General features: G+C 62.8%; 19 protein-coding genes and 1 other RNA gene. 6 read left to right on the forward strand and 14 right to left on the reverse strand.

Annotation, left to right across the window (positions count from 1 at the left end; translation table 11 throughout):
• Positions 1 to 52: 52 nt before the first annotated feature.
• Positions 53 to 508, forward strand: a complete 456-nt coding sequence (locus P7228_RS10715) for a DUF805 domain-containing protein (protein WP_278015235.1) — start codon at positions 53 to 55, stop codon at positions 506 to 508.
• Positions 509 to 511: 3 nt separating this feature from the next.
• Here P7228_RS10715 and P7228_RS10720 read toward each other — a convergent pair whose 3' ends face one another.
• Both P7228_RS10720 and P7228_RS10725 read right to left on the reverse strand, forming a co-directional pair.
• Entirely contained in the window at positions 512 to 3,031 is a 2,520-nt protein-coding gene (locus P7228_RS10720) for an ABC transporter permease (protein WP_278015236.1), read from the reverse strand.
• Entirely contained in the window at positions 3,028 to 3,720 is a 693-nt protein-coding gene (locus tag P7228_RS10725; RefSeq protein ID WP_278015237.1) for an ABC transporter ATP-binding protein, read from the reverse strand. Before P7228_RS10725 ends, P7228_RS10720 begins: the two co-directional genes overlap by 4 nt.
• Positions 3,721 to 3,740: 20 nt before the next feature.
• On the opposite strand from P7228_RS10725, the gene P7228_RS10730 reads away from it, so the two are divergent.
• Positions 3,741 to 4,463: an arylesterase gene (locus P7228_RS10730; RefSeq protein ID WP_278015238.1), complete on the forward strand. Its 723-nt coding sequence runs from the start codon at positions 3,741 to 3,743 to the stop codon at positions 4,461 to 4,463.
• 4 nt (positions 4,464 to 4,467) lie between these two features.
• On the opposite strand, the gene recF is transcribed toward P7228_RS10730, so the two are convergent.
• On the reverse strand, positions 4,468 to 5,544 hold the full coding sequence (recF, locus tag P7228_RS10735) for a DNA replication/repair protein RecF (protein WP_278015239.1): 1,077 nt from the start codon (positions 5,542 to 5,544) through the stop codon (positions 4,468 to 4,470).
• A gap of 142 nt (positions 5,545 to 5,686) precedes the next feature.
• Positions 5,687 to 6,004 (reverse strand): hypothetical protein, encoded by a 318-nt coding sequence (locus P7228_RS10740; RefSeq protein ID WP_278015240.1) that lies wholly within the window; start codon positions 6,002 to 6,004, stop codon positions 5,687 to 5,689.
• Positions 6,005 to 6,049: 45 nt separating this feature from the next.
• Between P7228_RS10740 and P7228_RS10745 the strand changes: the two genes are divergently transcribed.
• Positions 6,050 to 6,265, forward strand: coding sequence for a PspC domain-containing protein (locus tag P7228_RS10745; RefSeq protein ID WP_278015241.1), 216 nt, complete (start codon positions 6,050 to 6,052; stop codon positions 6,263 to 6,265).
• 115 nt (positions 6,266 to 6,380) lie between these two features.
• Here P7228_RS10745 and P7228_RS10750 read toward each other — a convergent pair whose 3' ends face one another.
• From P7228_RS10750 to P7228_RS10770, 5 genes are read right to left on the reverse strand one after another with little or no spacing between them, the layout of a single operon-like run.
• Entirely contained in the window at positions 6,381 to 7,163 is a 783-nt protein-coding gene (locus P7228_RS10750) for an SDR family oxidoreductase (protein WP_278015242.1), read from the reverse strand.
• A 2-nt stretch (positions 7,164 to 7,165) separates the two neighbouring features.
• A complete protein-coding gene (locus P7228_RS10755; protein WP_278015243.1) occupies positions 7,166 to 7,708 on the reverse strand; it encodes an NUDIX hydrolase in 543 nt (180 codons plus the stop codon).
• Between the two features lie 11 nt (positions 7,709 to 7,719).
• A complete protein-coding gene (locus tag P7228_RS10760; RefSeq protein ID WP_278015244.1) occupies positions 7,720 to 8,397 on the reverse strand; it encodes a TPM domain-containing protein in 678 nt (225 codons plus the stop codon).
• Positions 8,398 to 9,204, reverse strand: coding sequence for a TPM domain-containing protein (locus P7228_RS10765; RefSeq protein ID WP_430732470.1), 807 nt, complete (start codon positions 9,202 to 9,204; stop codon positions 8,398 to 8,400).
• Positions 9,205 to 9,209: 5 nt separating this feature from the next.
• Complete coding sequence (locus P7228_RS10770; protein WP_278015245.1) at positions 9,210 to 9,812, reverse strand: LemA family protein; 603 nt, start codon at positions 9,810 to 9,812, stop codon at positions 9,210 to 9,212.
• Between the two features lie 157 nt (positions 9,813 to 9,969).
• Here P7228_RS10770 and mscL point away from each other — a divergent pair, with 157 nt between their 5' ends.
• The 3 genes from mscL to P7228_RS10785 all read left to right on the forward strand — a co-directional run bounded on the left by mscL (position 9,970) and on the right by P7228_RS10785 (position 11,639).
• Entirely contained in the window at positions 9,970 to 10,389 is a 420-nt protein-coding gene (mscL, locus tag P7228_RS10775; RefSeq protein ID WP_278015246.1) for a large conductance mechanosensitive channel protein MscL, read from the forward strand.
• 25 nt (positions 10,390 to 10,414) lie between these two features.
• Positions 10,415 to 10,758, forward strand: a transfer-messenger RNA (tmRNA) gene (gene ssrA / locus P7228_RS10780).
• Between the two features lie 203 nt (positions 10,759 to 10,961).
• The gene (locus P7228_RS10785; protein ID WP_278015247.1) at positions 10,962 to 11,639 is read left to right on the forward strand and encodes a CPBP family intramembrane glutamic endopeptidase; all 678 of its coding nucleotides are present in this window, start codon (positions 10,962 to 10,964) and stop codon (positions 11,637 to 11,639) included.
• Between the two features lie 21 nt (positions 11,640 to 11,660).
• Here the strand turns inward: P7228_RS10785 and P7228_RS10790 are convergent, their stop codons facing one another.
• From P7228_RS10790 to P7228_RS10810, 5 genes are all read right to left on the reverse strand, one after another.
• A complete protein-coding gene (locus tag P7228_RS10790) occupies positions 11,661 to 11,897 on the reverse strand; it encodes a hypothetical protein (protein WP_278015248.1) in 237 nt (78 codons plus the stop codon).
• Between the two features lie 100 nt (positions 11,898 to 11,997).
• A complete protein-coding gene (locus P7228_RS10795; protein WP_278015249.1) occupies positions 11,998 to 12,252 on the reverse strand; it encodes a hypothetical protein in 255 nt (84 codons plus the stop codon).
• A gap of 116 nt (positions 12,253 to 12,368) precedes the next feature.
• Entirely contained in the window at positions 12,369 to 13,619 is a 1,251-nt protein-coding gene (locus P7228_RS10800; protein ID WP_278015250.1) for an N-succinylarginine dihydrolase, read from the reverse strand.
• Positions 13,616 to 14,632 (reverse strand): arginine N-succinyltransferase, encoded by a 1,017-nt coding sequence (locus tag P7228_RS10805; RefSeq protein ID WP_278015251.1) that lies wholly within the window; start codon positions 14,630 to 14,632, stop codon positions 13,616 to 13,618. The genes P7228_RS10800 and P7228_RS10805 overlap by 4 nt, the downstream gene beginning before the upstream one ends.
• A complete protein-coding gene (locus tag P7228_RS10810; protein WP_278015252.1) occupies positions 14,629 to 15,837 on the reverse strand; it encodes a hydrolase in 1,209 nt (402 codons plus the stop codon). The genes P7228_RS10805 and P7228_RS10810 overlap by 4 nt, the downstream gene beginning before the upstream one ends.
• Between the last annotated feature and the right edge of the window lie 31 nt (positions 15,838 to 15,868).

Here is a 15,868-nt window from a genome sequence, read left to right on the forward strand (position 1 = left end):
TGGTGTTTTTGTGGTCGCTTCCAGCGCAGATCGAACCGGAGGGGAATTCTCGATGGAATACATGTTCCTGCCGTTTAAGCGGTATTTCGATTTTCAGGGTCGCTCGCGGCGCAAGGAATACTGGTTGTTCACGCTGCTCAACGTGGTCGTGATCATGGGTTTGCTGCTGGTCTCCCTCGGAGGAGCGGGGCTCGCTGCGGTGGCTGATCCGGATGCGAGCGAGATGGAAACGATGGGCGCAATCTTCGGCGGAGGATTGGGTATTCTCGTGCTGCTGTGGGTGCTCGCCGTGTTTATCCCCTCGATCGCGGTGACCGTGCGCCGGTTCCATGACCGCGATATGTCGGGCTGGTGGTATCTCGGCTTCCTCGTCGGCGGGATGATCCCCTACATCGGGTTCATCGTCTCGATCGCGTTGCTCGTCATCATGGCGCTGCCCGGTACGCCGGGACCGAACCGTTTCGGCCCGGATCCGAAGAACCCGACCAGCGCGGATGTCTTCGAATAACGCCTAGAGTTCGCGTAGCGCCTGTGCTGGTTTCGCTCTCAGCAAGGGGAGCGAGCCGGCCAGGGCAAAGCCGAGCACCAGCGCCAACCCCAGCGCGAGCACCGCCAGTACGGCGCCCCAATCGGGTAACCAGTCGAACTCGAACAACTGCGTGACGATCACCCAGGCAAGCGTGCTGCCGAGCGCCAGAGCGACCCCTGCCAGGAGCAGCGCCAACAGCCCATATTCGGCCAGCTGCATCAACAGGATTTGCCGTCTGCTGGCCCCGAGAACCCTTAGCACCACGGTGTCATAGGTGCGTGCGGCCCGCGCCGCCGCAATCGCGCCGAGCAGCACTGCAAGACCGGCCAGGACCGCTACCGATGCCGCAGCAAGAGTCGCAAGCCCCACCTGTTCGAGGATCGTGCGCGCTTCGGTCAGCACCTGGCCTACCTCGATGACCGAGCTCGAAGGAAACTCCCGAACGAGATCGCGCAACAGAGTGCCGCTCATCGCATCATCAGGCAGTTCGATCGTCGCCGCCAGATTGTGCGGGGCATCGTCAAGCGCATTGGAAGAAAAGACGAAGACGTAGTTGAAGCCCATCGTCTCCCAGTCGATCCGGCGGAAATTGTGGACGCGCGCGGTCTTCTCGACGCCGAGGACGCCAACGGTGATGTAGTCGCCGATCGCAATGCCAGCCGCCTCGGCAAACTCCTCGTCGATCGATAGCAATGGCTCGCCGGAGTGGTTTGTTGACCACCATTCACCCTCGGTCACGACATTGCCGTCGGGCAACTCATCGGCATAGGTGAGGCCGCGCTCGCCTCGCAGCGGCCAGGCGCCCTCGGGAATTTCCTCCATCTCGGCGACGCGGGTCATCCGGTCGCGCGGGCCAAAGGCCAGCACGGCTCCGCGCAGCGCAGGCACTGTCCGGATATCGGCATGGGGCGATCGCTCGCGGACCAGGCCTTCGAAGGCTTCGACGCGATCGCGCGGTACGTCGAGAACGAAGTAGTCTGGCGCCTGTTGCGGCACCCGCTTCTGGATATTGCCGTCGATCGCGCTCTGGACGCCCGCCAGCAGGACGAAGCTCGCCAGTCCGAAGCCGAGCGCCGTGACCAATGCCGCAGTCGAGGCACCAGGGCGGTGCAGATTGGCGAGCGCATTGCGCATGATTGGATTGCTGCTTCGCGGCAGCCGCCGGGCGAGGGTCCGGATACCGAGAGCGATTAGCGCCAGCAGCAGCAGTGCTCCAGCAGCCCCCGCGAGGAAGCCCGCCGCCAATTGGGGCTGGGCGGTCGTGAACAAGGCCAGGGCGCAGATCGCCACCACGCCGCCAGCGGTCCAGGCGATCGCACGGCGATCTCGGGCGAGGGGGGAAATCCTTGCGCGCATCAACGCCATGGCTGGAAACTGCCGTGCGCGCAGCAGCGGAGTTGCCGCAAAGGTGAAGGCGACGAGGACGCCATAGGCACCGGCGAGCAGGAGCGCTTTTGGATCGAGGATCAGACCGGCCTCGACCGGCAGCAGGCCTTCCAGCGCCGCGCCGAGTACCGGCGTCACTAGGATCCCGGTTGCGATCCCGGCGACGCTCCCGACCAGCGCTGCCGCCGCGATCTGGAGCGCGTAGATGCGCAGGATATCGGTGCTGCTGGCACCCAGCACCTTGAGCGTGGCGATGCTGGTGCGGCGCGCCTCGAGATAGGAAGTCACGCCTCCGCCGATCCCGATGCCGGCGATGACCAGCGCCGCGAGTCCGACAAGGGTCAGGAAATCGCTCATCTGCTGGACGAACCGGTCGGCTCCGGGCGAGGCGCGGTCGCGTGTGCGGAAATCGAACCCGGCGTTGGGAAACTGTTCCGCCAGCGCCTCCTGCACATTCTCGGGATTGCGCTGCGGATCGAAAGCGATGCGGTATTTGCTCTGGTACATCGAGCCGGGGGCCAGCAGTCCCGCTCGCGCTGGGACATCTTCGGCGACGATTACAGTCGGGCCGAGCTGAAATCCTTCCGAAAGCCTGTCGGGCTCATTGCCGATGATCCCTGCCGCGACGAGTTCGATCGTGCCGACCGTAAAACGGTCGCCGAGCTTGATATCGAGCCGGTCGATGGCACCCTGGCCCAGCCACGCATCATTGCCGGTGGGCGCTGCCATTGTGCGACCGTCGGCCAGGGTCAGAGTTCCGTAGAGCGGCCAGCGTTCGTCGACGGCCTTGAGCTCGACCGGTGCTGCCGCTTCGTCGGTGGTGGCCATTGCCTGCAAGCGCGTACCGCCCGAGATCGCACCATACTCGGTCAACGCCGCCTTTTCCTCGTCGGAGAGGTCGCGCTGCCAGACTTCGATTTCGAGATCGCCGCCGAGCAATTCCTGCCCGCGTGTCGCCAATTCGCGCTCGATCGCCGCGCTCAGCGTACCGATCGCTGCGAGAGCGGCGGTGCCCAGGAAGATGCACACCAGCAGCAGGCGCAGGCCGCGGAAACGGGCATTGAGATCGCGCCGCGCGATCCGCCAGGCCGCGCTCCAGGGAAGGTTTTCCGTCATGCGGAGCGATTGTCCGATACGATCTTGCCGTCGGCCATGCTGATCACTCGCTTGCACCGTTCGGCAAGTTCCGGATCATGCGTGATGATGAGCAGCGTTGCACCGGTCTCCTCGCGCCGGTTGAACAGCAGGTCGATGATCTCGTGGCCGGTGGCAGCGTCGAGATTGCCGGTCGGCTCGTCAGCAAAAATCAGCGTGGGACGGGGAGCCGTGGCGCGGGCGATGGCGACGCGTTGCTGTTCGCCGCCCGATAGCTGGGTCGGATAATGATCGAGCCGGTGGCCGAGACCGACCGCCTTAAGCTCCTCCTCGGCGCGGGCGCGAACGCCCTCCGCGCCCGAAAGCTCCATCGGCGTCGCGACGTTTTCGGCTGCGGTCATCGTCGGCAGGAGGTGGAATGCCTGCAGAACGATGCCGATCCGGCCACGCCGGGCGAAGGCCAGCGCGTCTTCGTCGAGCGTAGAGAAATCCTGGCCTGCGACCTGGAGCGATCCCGAACTCGCTCGTTCCAGTCCGGATAGGACGGCCATGAGCGAACTCTTGCCCGAGCCGGAGGGGCCGAGCAGGGCAACCACCTCTCCTTCATGGACATCGAGGTCGATCCCACGCAGAATTTCGACCGGAGCGGCCTTGGTTCCGAGGGTCAGGGTCAGGTTTCGGGCGGAAATCGCGAGAGAGGGACTTGTCACGCTCGCTGGTTGGCATAGGCATGGCCTCCGCACAAGGAGGCTTGCAGATGGTGATCGGCGATTGGTCGAAGGTTTTGGTAGCGGCGGCGACGCTCGCACTGGCGGCATGTGGCAGCGAAGCCCCTGCCGAAGCAGTGGAAGACGGTGCCCTCGCTGGTGTCGAGCAGGAAGTCCCGGTGATGGGGCCGCAGAAGCGGATCCTCGCGTTCGGCGACAGTCTCTTCGCTGGCTACGGCGTCGGGCTTGAGAACAGCTATCCGGCAAAACTCCAGAATGCCCTGCGCGCACGCGGTACCAACGCCATCGTGGTCAATGCGGGGGTCTCGGGGGATACAACCGCCGCCGGTCGTCAGCGAATTGCCTACACGCTCGACTCCCAGGCAGTGAAGCCCGACCTCGTCATCGTGGAATTGGGCGGTAACGATATCTTGCGGAGCCTGCCGCCTACCGAAACCCGCGCCAATCTCGACGCAATCCTGACCGAAATCCGCAAGCGCGACATTGACGTCCTCGTGATGGGCATGCGCTCGCCGCCCAATTTGGGTTCCGTCTTTTCCTCGGAATTCGACGACATCTATCCCGAACTGGCAAACGAGCATGACGCCGAACTGGTGCCCTTCTTCCTCGAATCGATCTATACCAAGAGGAACCTGTTCCAGAGCGACCGTATTCATCCGACGGTCGAGGGTATCGAGGAACTGGTGACTGATACCGTGGACGAGGTCGAAGACGCGCTGGACTGATGCGTTACAGCCGCTCCACCGTTCCCGCTGCCACACGCCAGACTGCCGCCTCGTCGACGATCTCTGCGAACGGCCCTTCCTCCGTGCCCGTCAACCAGACCTGCGCGCGGCCCTGACGAAGACGGTCGAACAGTGCGCTGCGGCGCACAGGATCGAGATGCGCGGCGACTTCGTCGAGCAGCAGGACGCCAGGGCGACCTTCGGCCGCGAGAACCGCGTGGGCCAATGTCATGGCGATCAGCATGGCCTTCTGTTCGCCGGTCGAACAGGCTGCGGCGGATTGCCCGCTCCCGGCCATGATCACCTCGAGTTCGTCGCGCTGCGGACCGGTGAGCGCGCGCCCGGCGGCGCGATCGCGGCCACGCTGTAATCGGAATTCGGCGCGGAGGGCCTCGAACTCGGTTGGGCCTCCTGGCCGATAGGTCAGGATGGGCTTCGCAAAGGGGCCGTCGGGCAGGGCCGATAATTCGTCCGAGAGCGCGGCAACCAGTTGTGACCGCCCGAAGGCGACGCGTTCGCCGTGCTCGGTGACCTGCGCCTCGATCGCGTCGAGCCAGGTGCTGTCGCCACCGCGTTCGAGCAACCTGTTTCTCTCGCGCAAGGCGGCTTCGAACCGGGAAACGCGGCTGGCATGTTGGGGGTCGAGTGCCAGCGCCATGCGGTCGACATGCCGTCTCCGGGCGCCCGCGCTATCGGCGAACAGCCGGTCCTGTGCCGGTGTCAGCCACCCGATGGCGAACCATTCTCCGAGGCTGGCGGCGCTCGCCTCCGCACCGTTGATCCTTACCAGCCTGCGGCCGGCCCGCTCGCTTTCGACATAGGTACCGAGCCGCGCGCTCTCATGACCCTGTTCCTTGAGGCTGGCGCCGATGGCGAAGCCCCCACCGCCGGCCTGACCCGCCATTTCATCGAGCGCGGCGCGGCGCAGGCCGCGGCCCGGTGCAAGCAGCGATAGCGCCTCCAGCACATTGGTCTTGCCCGCTCCGTTCTCGCCGACCAGCAGGTTGAACTGGCAGGTTCCCGCCAGTTCCGTGGCGCGGTGGTTGCGAAAATTCTGCAGCGTTATTCGGTCGAGCGCCATCGCCCTTGCCCTAGCAAAAGCCACCGAATTCACCATGCAAATGCGCGGCGAATTCCACGATCCCGAATGTTAGGGAATTTTACCAACCTTTCGGATCGATGAACGGGGCATTCATGAACGAAAACTCAGAAAACCGCAGATTTCAGCCATTTTTCGTTTTTGGCACACCCCATGCAGAGTAGTTGGCATCCGGTGGGACTGGCTCACCGGAAACAAAATGAAAGAGGTTCCAAGTGATGTTTACGAATTCCGACACCGGCAGCCGTCTCTTCGCCGCTGCTTTCGCCCTTGCCATTTCGGCGGTTTTCATGGCCACCGCGATCGTCCCCGCCAGCCCCACGCTGTTCGCCTGATCGCCAACACGACAAACTGAAAGGATAGATAGAATGTTTGCTCTCTCGGACACTGGCAACCGTTTCGCCGCTGCCATTGCCGCGCTCGCCATCTCGGCGGTCTTCATGGCCACTGCGATCGTCCCCGCAACTCCTGGCCTGGGAATGCTGGCATGAACGACGTCATTCGCAGCACCGACAGCCGCCCGGCCAAGCGCGGCTTCCACCTCGACAAGCGCGATGCCAAGATCTTCGGCGTGTGCGCAGGGATCGCCGATTACTTCGGGATCAATGCCATGTGGGTTCGCATCGGCTTTGCTGCCGGCACTATCATCGGCTTTGGATCGCTGATCCTGGTCTACCTCGCGATCGCCCTGATCGCGGATTGAGACGCGGCACCTCTCAGCTGTTCCCGGTTTCAGGGGCAGCCGCGCCTCAACATTCTGAACAAACCGGGAGGGGCCACATCTGGCCCCTTCTTCGTTTTCGCGGCAGTGGCCGCTGTCACATCGCCGAGATGCCGCCGTCGAGCTTCAGTTCCGCTCCGGTCATGAAACGGCTCTCGTCACTCGCCAGATAAAGCACTGCATTGGCAATGTCGTTCGGCTCTCCGACGAATTTCAGCGGAATCTGACGCGCCAGTTTTTCCAGCAGGACCTGCTTGTCGAGATTGTGGTGCTTCGCCGTGCCATCGAGGATCGGCGTATCGACGAAGGTCGGGTGAACCGAGTTGCAGCGGATCTGCATGTTGTTCTTGGCGCAATGCAGTGCGATCGACTTCGACAGCATCCAGACCGCCGCCTTTGACGAATTGTAGGCTGGCATGGTGTCGCTCGCGATCAGCCCGGCAATCGACGAGATGTTGACGATTGAGCCAGGCGCATGCTCGCGCATCAGCGGCAGAGCAGCCTGGCAGCCATGGAAGATGCCATCGACGTTAATCGCGTAGCATCGCTTCCAATCTTCGAACTTGCAGGTCTCGATGTTCCCGGCAACGCCGATTCCGGCATTATTGACGAGCACATTCAAGCCACCCATCGCGTCGCGTGCCAGGGCTACTGCCGCGTCCCAGTGGGAGCGATCGGTGACATCGTGCTGGATGGAGAAGGCAGTTCCAGCTCCAAGCGCATCATTGATGGCGGCCGCCGTTTCGGCAGCGCCATCCCCGTTGATGTCAGTGCACAGCACGCGGGCACCTTCTTGCGCGAGGAGGGCGGAATGCGCTGCTCCAAGCCCTTGGGCAGCACCAGTTATCAGCGCCATCTTGCCGGCGACACGTCCAGCCATGCTCATACTCCCGTGAGAATTTCGTTGCCCAGCAACAAGAGCAGCCGCACGTCGATGCCGCAACCTTCGTTTCGCTTTGCAACCAGAAAGCTGGAAAGGTTCGCGAGTGCGACGCGGTGGACGGTGATGTTCTCGCCTTCGACACCGCCGCCATCGCCGACCTTCTCAAGCTTCGTCGCGCGCACAAGCGTGAAGCTTTCGCTGAGCATGCCCGGCGAGGAGTAAAAATTGCCGAGATCCTCGAGCTTGCCGGCGCGATAGCCGGTTTCCTCTTCGAGCTCGCGCCCGGCCGCGCCGAGATCGTCCTCGCCATCTTCGCCTTCGTGATCGCCGATCAGTCCGGCAGGAAGTTCGATGCAATCGCGGCCCAACGGCACGCGGTATTGCTGCACCAGCAGGACATACCCATCCTCGATCGCCAGGATTACTGCTGCGCGGATGTCGCGCGCCCGGCTGACGTATTCCCACCGCCCGCGGCGCTTGGAGACGACGAAATTGCCCTGCCAGATGATCTCTTCCGGCTGGTCTGCATCGGGATAGCTCATGCGGTCAGGCGTTAGACTTCGATCAGCCGGTCGGGAAGCTCGTTCTGGTCGTCTTCGTGCCGCGGGAAATGTTCGGAGAGAACCCGGCCGACATCGCGCACGCCTGCTGCCATGCCTTCGGCGATTCGACCCTGTTTGATTTCGACAAGCATGTCGGCCATCGCCTCGCCCCAGACTTCCGCCGGCACTTTCTCGGCGATCGGTTCATCGGCGACGATCTCGGCCCGGTGCTCGCGCATCGAGAGATAGATGAGCACCCCGGTCCGCCCGTGGGTGCGCCGTTCGGCCCCGACCTTGAAATGCTTGATCGCCTGCTCGTGGACGCGCGCGGTCTTGACGGGACCGGGTATGAGCAGGATTTTCAGCGGATTCCACAGCTGCACGGCCCAACTCGCGATAAAGGCGATGAGACCAAGGCCGATGGTCATGCTGGCAAGCTCGCCATTCGTCCATTCGTGCGTCCAGCCGCCGACGAGGCGGTCCCACAGGTCCATGAACGGCAAGGGAAAGACGGCAAACAGGCTCATCACCGAAAAAGCCAGCCCGATCGCCCACAGCAGCACGACGTCGGTATAGCCGTCGGACCGGTCAGCAAGGACGGTGACGATCTCTCCGGAAGTGGAGAGCTCGGCCTCGGCCACCGCCGCGGTTACAATCTGATGTTGCTCGGAATTGAGATAGCTTGCCATCTACCACCCCCCGGAGGCGCCACCGCCCCCGAAACTGCCGCCGCCGCCGGAGAACCCTCCTCCGCCGAAGCCGCCGCCACTGCCGCCCCAGCCGCCGCCTCCGCCATCGCTGATCCCGCGGGCAATGCCTTTTCCGACTTCCCACAAGATGATGTCGCCGATTGCGCCGCCGACACCGTAACGCCGCCTGCGCCGCCGTCCGCGCATCATCGGCAGGATGAAGAAGAAGAAAATGAAGCCGAGCCAGATGAGGAAGCCGAAGCCATCGCCGCTGTCGCTTTCGCGCCGTTGACCGGCCTCCTGCGCGACCCGGCGGGCCTCGTCTTCGGGCAGTTGCAGCTGGGTTATGATCGAATCGACACCCGCATCGATCCCACCCGCGAAATCTCCGTTGCGGAAGCGGGGCAGGAGCTGCTGCTGGATGATCAGCGAGGAAAGGGCATCGGTCATGATCCCTTCAAGGCCGTATCCCACCTCGATCCGGGTCTTGCGGTCATTGGGGGCAACGATCAGCAGTGCGCCGTCATTGCGCTCGGCATCGCCGATGCCCCACTCGCGTCCGAGGCGATAACCGTAATCCGCAATGTCGTAGCCCTGAAGGTCCGGGATTGTGGCCACGACCAGCTGGCGCTGCGACTGCGCTTCGAGAGTCTCGAGCTTTTGCGTAAGCGCTGCCTCTTCGGCCGGCGAAAGCAGGTCTGCCTGATCGACGACGCGCCCTGTCAGCGCCGGGAATTCCTGCGCGGAAAGAGGCGCGGCAAGGAGCGCCGCGAGGGCGGCGCTCCAGATGAAGAAAAGGCGAGCCACGAAGCTCAGTTTGAGGTCATGTCGATTGTGGGTGCTACCTCGGCACCTTCGGTAGCGGCCTCATAGGGAGCGAGCGGTTCTGCGCCGTGGATGATGTTCGCGCCGATGGTGTCGGGGAAAGTGCGGATCGTGGTGTTATACTGGCGCACCGCTTCGTTATAGTCGCGGATTGCAACGGCGATGCGGTTCTCGGTGCCTTCAAGCTGGCTCTGCAGTGCCAGATAGTTCTGGTTCGACTGGATCTGCGGATATGCTTCGAAGCTGGCCAGCAGGCGGCCGAGGCCTTGGCCCAACTGCCCCTGGGCTGCTGCAAATTCCTGCATCTTCTGCGCATCGCCAAGGTCATCGGCGCTGACGTTGATGCTGGTCGCGCGTGCGCGTGCTTCGGTCACTTCGGTAAGGATGGCTCGCTCGTTCTCGGCTGCGCCTTGCGCAACTTCGACGAGGTTGGGAATGAGGTTGGCGCGGCGCTGGAACTGCGCCTCCACATCGGCCCACTTGGCCTTGGCGTTTTCTTCGGCAGCCGGGACGGAGTTGATACCGCAGGCAGCCAGGCCCAGCGAAGCGGCCGCCACGAGAGCGAAGCGGCGAACAGCAGCAAAATTCATCGAAATCTCCCAAAGGGGCGGGCAGGGGGTGCCCGCGCGATCTGTGTTAGCAATATGGCACACCTCTGTGGATATTCAAGCGCATACGGTACTTGGCAAGGCGAATGGAGGGTGCAAGATTGCCCGCCTCAACCGGGTCGCAGCGGGGAGGGACGCGATGCTTTCGGAATTCAAGGAATTCATTGCCAAGGGCAATGTCATGGAACTGGCAGTCGCCGTCATAATTGGCGGCGCCTTCGCAACGATTGTTGGTTCGATGACCGACGACCTGATCATGCCTGTCGTCGGGATGATCTTCGGCGATGTAGATTTCAGCGATAAGTACATGGTGTTGAGTGGTGACGTGGCTGCGGGCGCGAGCCTCGAAGCGGCGCGTGAAGCGGGCGCCAACGTACTCGCCTGGGGCAGCTTCATTTCAACAGTGATCAACTTCCTGATCCTGGCCATCATCATCTTCATGCTGGTTCGCTATGCCAACAAGGTAACGGCACAGTTCGAAAAGAAGGAAGACGAGGCTCCTGCCGGTCCGACCGAGATCGACCTGCTGACCGAAATCAGGGATGCCCTGAAGAAGTAGCTGAATCCACTGCGCTTTTGCGCGGTCACTTCACATTAAGCGGGCGCGGCCTATATAGGGCGTGCCCGTTTTTGCGGGCTATGGCGATAAATTGCGCTGTGTAATAGGCACAACGGACCCGGGGGCAGTACCCGGCGGCTCCACCATAAAGCCCTGATATCAGGGGATTTTGACGGGGCCGAACCAGGATCGACGTGTGTTGAAAGGCAGTGTTTTCGTCCGGGCTGAGTAACCCGTTAAAGGCTCAAAACACACAAGTGCCAATGACAATGAAGCACTCGCTCTCGCTGCGTAACCTGACGGCCTAACGGCCTGAAATTACAAAGCTATGAGCGCCGTTGGACCCACGGGGCAACAGAAGCGGATACCGGGGGCCCGGGGGAGCCTAGCAACAGAATCCCCCACCGTTCCCCGCACCCTCATGCAATTCGTCGGCTCGGACCGCTGCGGTCGATCCGTTGGTAGAACGACGAAGGTCTTTGAACCTGATCGGTATGGTAGGCTGCGCCTGCGCCGAACATCTGCGATCAGCGATTCTCGAAGCATAGGGGCCAGTTTTGGACAATTTTTCCGTGAGCGAAGACCGGGGCGGTGGACGACAGGCGGCGCTGGTCGACCTGCTCGTGGTGGTGGGCGTGTTGGTGAGCGTGAAGCAAGCCGTGCTGCCGTTCTCGGTGGTCTACGCGGGGCCCGCGTCGACTTTCTCCGCCATGATCGTTGCAACATTCCTGCTCTATCGGAGAGGTATGCGCTGGGCTGACCTCGGGCTCGTCTGGCCCGAGAGTTGGCTGAAGACGTTGGGCTGGACTGCGGCAATCTTTGCGGTGTTCCTGGCGACGGCGGGGCTTTCCAGCGTCCTGGCCGATCAGTTCGCAGAAGACATCGGTACCAGCGGTCGGTTCGATTTCGTCGAAGGTAGCTGGTTGGGTTACCTGACCGTCATGGCTCTGGTCTGGACCCATGGTTCGTTCTTCGAAGAGCTCTTGTTCAGGGCCTTTGTGATTACCAAGACGGAAGGGGCCTTGGGCGGCGCCCGCTGGGCGACCATCGGCGCGGTGGTGATCGGCGCGATCTTCTTTGGCTATCGCCATTATTACTACCAGGGGCTGCACGGTGCATTTGTGACCGGCATGATCGGGCTGGTGTTTGGTTTGATCTATGTCTGGATTGGGCGCCGCAACATCCTGCCGCTCATCCTGACACACGGCCTAGCGAACTCGATCGCACAGACTTCGCGCTTTCTTGGCTAGCCCGGCGAAGTTGTTTCTCCGCTACCCGAACAGCCGCCGGAACCATCCGCGCTCCTTGCCGCGAGCGCTCGATTCCCCGGAAATCTCCATCAGGTAGTTGCCGAGAACCGCAGCTTGCTGCTTGGTCATCAGGAACCGGAATTGGTCCGGCTTCACCCGGTCGACGTCCTCTGCCGAATGGTAGCTCTCCATCTTCAGCATCACGCGATTGCCCAAATCGTGGTGGGTCCAGCCGACTAATGCGCCGTGACTCTCCATGGCTGCTCCTCCAAGCCCTAGGTGTTACATCTTAGGGAAGCAGCTAACCCGTGCAACGGCAACAACCCAAATGGGGCAGACGTGCGTCAAAAAGGCACAGTCAGGTGACGGGATCGTCCTGCGCGTCCCGGCGCGCTTTCGCATCCTGTTCGTAACGGATGGCATCGAGGATCTTCGCGCCGCCGAGGAACACCGCGCCCGCTGTCGCTGCCCACAAGAGGTAGCCGCCGACGCCGGGATACTCGAGCGTGTAATGCACGCCGCGCGTCATCGCGCCGAGGGCCAGGGCGTAGATAATCAGATACGCTTCGAAACGCGTCTTGATCACAAACAGCCGGCCAATCTTGCGCAGCATCTTCGCCATTGCCTTTACGACTCGGCCCGCAGAAATCAGGAAACCCAAGGATTTCCGACACTTTGGGGGTTAACGAGATGTAAAGTTTACGAAAAACCGGCCTGCTGTCCAGCGCATTAACCCAGTTCGGAGAGCCCGAGCCGGTCGAGAAGTGCCCCGCGTGCCGATTTGACACTGTTTGCCAGCGTTTCGCTGCCGAGATCGGCCGGGTCGATCTGTTCGGGCCAATGGGACGCGATGGTCTGTTCCAGCGTGTCGGCCTTTTCATCGTCGAGCATGAAGCGCGGATCGACCGTCGCAGGATCTGCAACGACACGCAGGCGCAGACAGGCAGGTCCTCCGCCATTGGCCATCGACTGGCGCACATCCACCGGGACCACTTCGCGGATCGGGCCGTTGGTTGCAAGCATGCCTTCTAGCCAGCCCCATACCGCACCGCTTTCACGGCATTCATCGGGAACGACCAGCGCCATGCCGCCTTGCGGGCGCGTGACGAGCTGGGCGTTGAAGAGATAAGTCTTGATAGCTTCGGATAGGCTCACCGCGCTGTCGGGTACTTCGACGACCTGCAGCGCGGAGAAAGCTTTGCGCATCGCGTCATAGGCACCCTGGCGGTCGGCAAATGCCAACTCGTGCGCGAAAATGACGGTCTCGTTGGCGACTGCAACGACATCGTTGTGGAATGCCCCCGCTTCGATCGCGACCGGGTTCTGTTCGATGAATACGGCGCGCTCGGGGGCGAGGCCGTGGAGCCGCGCAACGGCGCGACTGGCCTGTTCGTGCTGGCGCGCCGGGAACTTGCCGCCCGGGCGACCATAGACGAACACCTCGACGCCCTGCGCTCCATGCCCATCGCACAGCCGCATGTGATTGGCCGCACCTTCATCGCCAAAGGTCGGCGGCACGGCATCGTGCACGACGAAATGGTCACCATTGCCGAATGCGACATCGAGCATTCGCTTCGTATCCGGCCACTCCTGGGCACGGTGGATCATGGTGACCAGATTGGCGGGTGTCAGGTGGCATTTGCCGTCGGCAGTGTCGGGCGCCGGGCTGACGGTCGCGGCATTGGCGGTCCACATGCTCGAGGCGGACCAGGCGGCTGCCAGCAGCGCACGGTCGACCGCCGGATCGACGGCAAGGCTATCGAGCAGCGAGTTGTTCGGGCGGGGCAGCGGCAGCAGGAACCCTTGTGCGCCGAAGCGAGCCAAATTGCCGCGCATCTTCTCCACGCCCTGCAGCGCTGCGGCGCGCGGATAGGAGACATCGCCCTTGTGGCTGGCACTGGCGATATTCCCGAGGCTTAGACCGGCGTAATTGTGGCTCGGCCCGACGATGCCGTCGAAATTGATCTCCGTCAGGCTCATCGTGCGACGCTCCACACGGTATCGCCGATCTTCACGTCCAGAACGTCGGCCGCCTGCGCATCGATTGCGATCTCTCCCTCGTCACCGAGTGCCCGCGCCCCGTAGCAGCTGCGGAAGCTGCTGAGCCTGCCGGTGGCGAGGAGGGCCCGCTCCCCTTCCTCGAGCGTGGTCGAGGTGATCTTGAGCGGCTTGGCTTCCTTGACGCTTTTCACATCATCGGTGCGCGCCACCATCGTCGGGCCGCCGTCGAAGATGTCGACATAGCCGTCATAGCGGAACCCTTCATTCTCGAGCATGCGCATGGCCGCCCGGCCGGTGGGGTGGGGCATGCCGATCACCTTCTTGGCCTCTTCGTCGAGCATGGCGACATAGACCGGGTGCTTGGGCATTAAATCCGCGATAAACTGGTTGCCATTGATGGCGTTGAAATAATCGGCTTCCTGGAACCCCATGCCGAAGAAGCGGCCAGCGACACCGTCCCAGAAGGGCGACCCGCCGCGTTCGTCGATGATGCCACGCAGCTCCGCCAGCACGCGGTCGCCGAACCGTTCGCGGTGCATCGCAATGAAGAGGTAGCGACTGCGAGCAAGGAGCAGTCCAAGCCCACCCGCGCGTTCGTTGGGGTGGAGAAAGAGCCCGCCGACTTCGCTCGAACCTTCAAGGTCCGTGACGAGACTGAGCATCTCGGCACGCACCGTGCGGTCGAGCTCTTGGCTGTACTGGGTCAGCGTGTTCAGACGATAGGAATAGAATGGCCATTGCTGACCGACCTGGGTCATCAATTGGCAGGTGCCGCGGATCGCTCCGGTGGCGGTGTCTTCAAGGATCAGGACGAACTGCTCGTCGGCCAGTTCGTCTTCGTCACGCGCAAATGCCTCGCTCGCGCGCGCCAGCTTCGCGCCCAGGGCATTGCGATCGGGCGGCAAATTGGTGAAGCCGCCGCCGGTGAGCTTGGCCATCTCGTAAAGATGTTCGAGGTCGTCGGCGCGGGCCGCGCGCAGGCGAAAAGTCAAAGCAAATCCTCCGAAGCAAGTTTGTGAAGCACCAAGGCCGACAGTGCGGCGCGCTCCCAAAGCGATGGTACGATCATGAATTCCTGGGGGCTGTGAATTGCACCGCCGCGCACGCCCATGGTGTCGACAACCGGGACGCCGGTTGCCGCGATATTGTTGCCGTCGCACACCCCGCCGGTCGACTGCCAGCCGATGTCGTGGCCAAGCGAGGCGCCGCAGTCGCGCACCAGATCGAACAGCTTTTGCGCCTTGCGGTCCACCGGCTTGGGGGGACGGGTGATTCCACCATGGCGATGGATCGACACCTCATGCGCTTGCTGCACATCGCCGACGAGGCGCGCGAGGGCACTCTCGAATCTTTCAGCCGCATCGGGGCTCTTGGGCCGGATGTTGAAGCGCAGGACCGCATGATCCGGGACGACGTTGTTGGCGGAACCGCCATCGATCTTGGCCGGATTGATCGGGCACTCATCGCTCTGCACCTCCTTGAGGCCCAGCACGAGAGCTGCTGCCGCGACGATGGCATTGCGGCCATCCTGCGGGTTGCGCCCGGCATGGGCGCTCTTGCCGGAGATGGTCAGCGAGTAATTGCCGCTGCCGCCGCGCGCGTGCGCAAGCGTACCGTCGGGGAGGGCGGAGGGTTCGTAGGTAAGCGCCGCATACTTCCCGCGGGCCAGTTCCTCGATCAGCGGGGCCGAAGCGAGTGACCCCGTCTCCTCGTCAGAATTGATCATCACGTCGTAGCCGATGCGACTGGCAACCTCGCTCTGCTCGAAAGCTTTCAACGCATGCAGGATTACGGCGATCCCGCCCTTCATATCGGCCAGGCCGGGACCGTTGAGCGTTTCTTCATCGAGCCATTGCTGTTCCTGGAAAGGGTGATCGACCGGGAACACTGTATCCATGTGCCCGGTGAACAGGAGGCGGCGTTCCGCCCCCGGTCTAACCCGCAGGACCATATGTTGCCCAAACTGGCGCTCGACTTCGCGCCCTGAGGCGTCGATCGCGGTCACAGGCGCAGGGTCTACCAATTCGATCTGGCCGGGAAGCTCGGCAAATGCGTCTGCCAGCAGGCCCGCCATCTGGGCGAGGCCGGGCAGGTTTGCCGTTCCGGTATTGATCGCGCTCCAGCCCTGCGCATGCACGAGCATCGCATCCTGATCGATCGGTTCGACCAGCTTGGTTTGGGTTGCATCCAGTTTCATTCGCAACCGCCTTAGCCGGGGCCGAGCATTA

Origin of the sequence: Altererythrobacter sp. CAU 1644 (genome assembly GCF_029623755.1) — a bacterium.
GTDB classification, from domain to species: domain Bacteria; phylum Pseudomonadota; class Alphaproteobacteria; order Sphingomonadales; family Sphingomonadaceae; genus Erythrobacter; species Erythrobacter arenosus.

Coding starts and splice junctions, on each gene's coding strand:
- P7228_RS10745 (WP_278015241.1), top strand. CDS start 6,050: ATGAACGACGTCATTCGCAGCACCGACAGCCGCCCGGCCAAGCGCGGC.
- P7228_RS10800 (WP_278015250.1), bottom strand. CDS start 13,619: ATGAGCCTGACGGAGATCAATTTCGACGGCATCGTCGGGCCGAGCCAC.
- P7228_RS10795 (WP_278015249.1), bottom strand. CDS start 12,252: ATGCTGCGCAAGATTGGCCGGCTGTTTGTGATCAAGACGCGTTTCGAA.
- P7228_RS10740 (WP_278015240.1), bottom strand. CDS start 6,004: ATGAAGACCGCCGAGATGGCGAGCGCGGCAATGGCAGCGGCGAAACGG.
- P7228_RS10755 (WP_278015243.1), bottom strand. CDS start 7,708: ATGAGCTATCCCGATGCAGACCAGCCGGAAGAGATCATCTGGCAGGGC.
- P7228_RS10720 (WP_278015236.1), bottom strand. CDS start 3,031: ATGACGGAAAACCTTCCCTGGAGCGCGGCCTGGCGGATCGCGCGGCGC.
- P7228_RS10715 (WP_278015235.1), top strand. CDS start 53: ATGGAATACATGTTCCTGCCGTTTAAGCGGTATTTCGATTTTCAGGGT.
- P7228_RS10810 (WP_278015252.1), bottom strand. CDS start 15,837: ATGAAACTGGATGCAACCCAAACCAAGCTGGTCGAACCGATCGATCAG.
- P7228_RS10750 (WP_278015242.1), bottom strand. CDS start 7,163: ATGGCTGGACGTGTCGCCGGCAAGATGGCGCTGATAACTGGTGCTGCC.
- P7228_RS10760 (WP_278015244.1), bottom strand. CDS start 8,397: ATGGCAAGCTATCTCAATTCCGAGCAACATCAGATTGTAACCGCGGCG.
- P7228_RS10770 (WP_278015245.1), bottom strand. CDS start 9,812: ATGAATTTTGCTGCTGTTCGCCGCTTCGCTCTCGTGGCGGCCGCTTCG.
- mscL (WP_278015246.1), top strand. CDS start 9,970: ATGCTTTCGGAATTCAAGGAATTCATTGCCAAGGGCAATGTCATGGAA.
- P7228_RS10790 (WP_278015248.1), bottom strand. CDS start 11,897: ATGGAGAGTCACGGCGCATTAGTCGGCTGGACCCACCACGATTTGGGC.
- P7228_RS10730 (WP_278015238.1), top strand. CDS start 3,741: ATGGCCTCCGCACAAGGAGGCTTGCAGATGGTGATCGGCGATTGGTCG.
- recF (WP_278015239.1), bottom strand. CDS start 5,544: ATGGCGCTCGACCGAATAACGCTGCAGAATTTTCGCAACCACCGCGCC.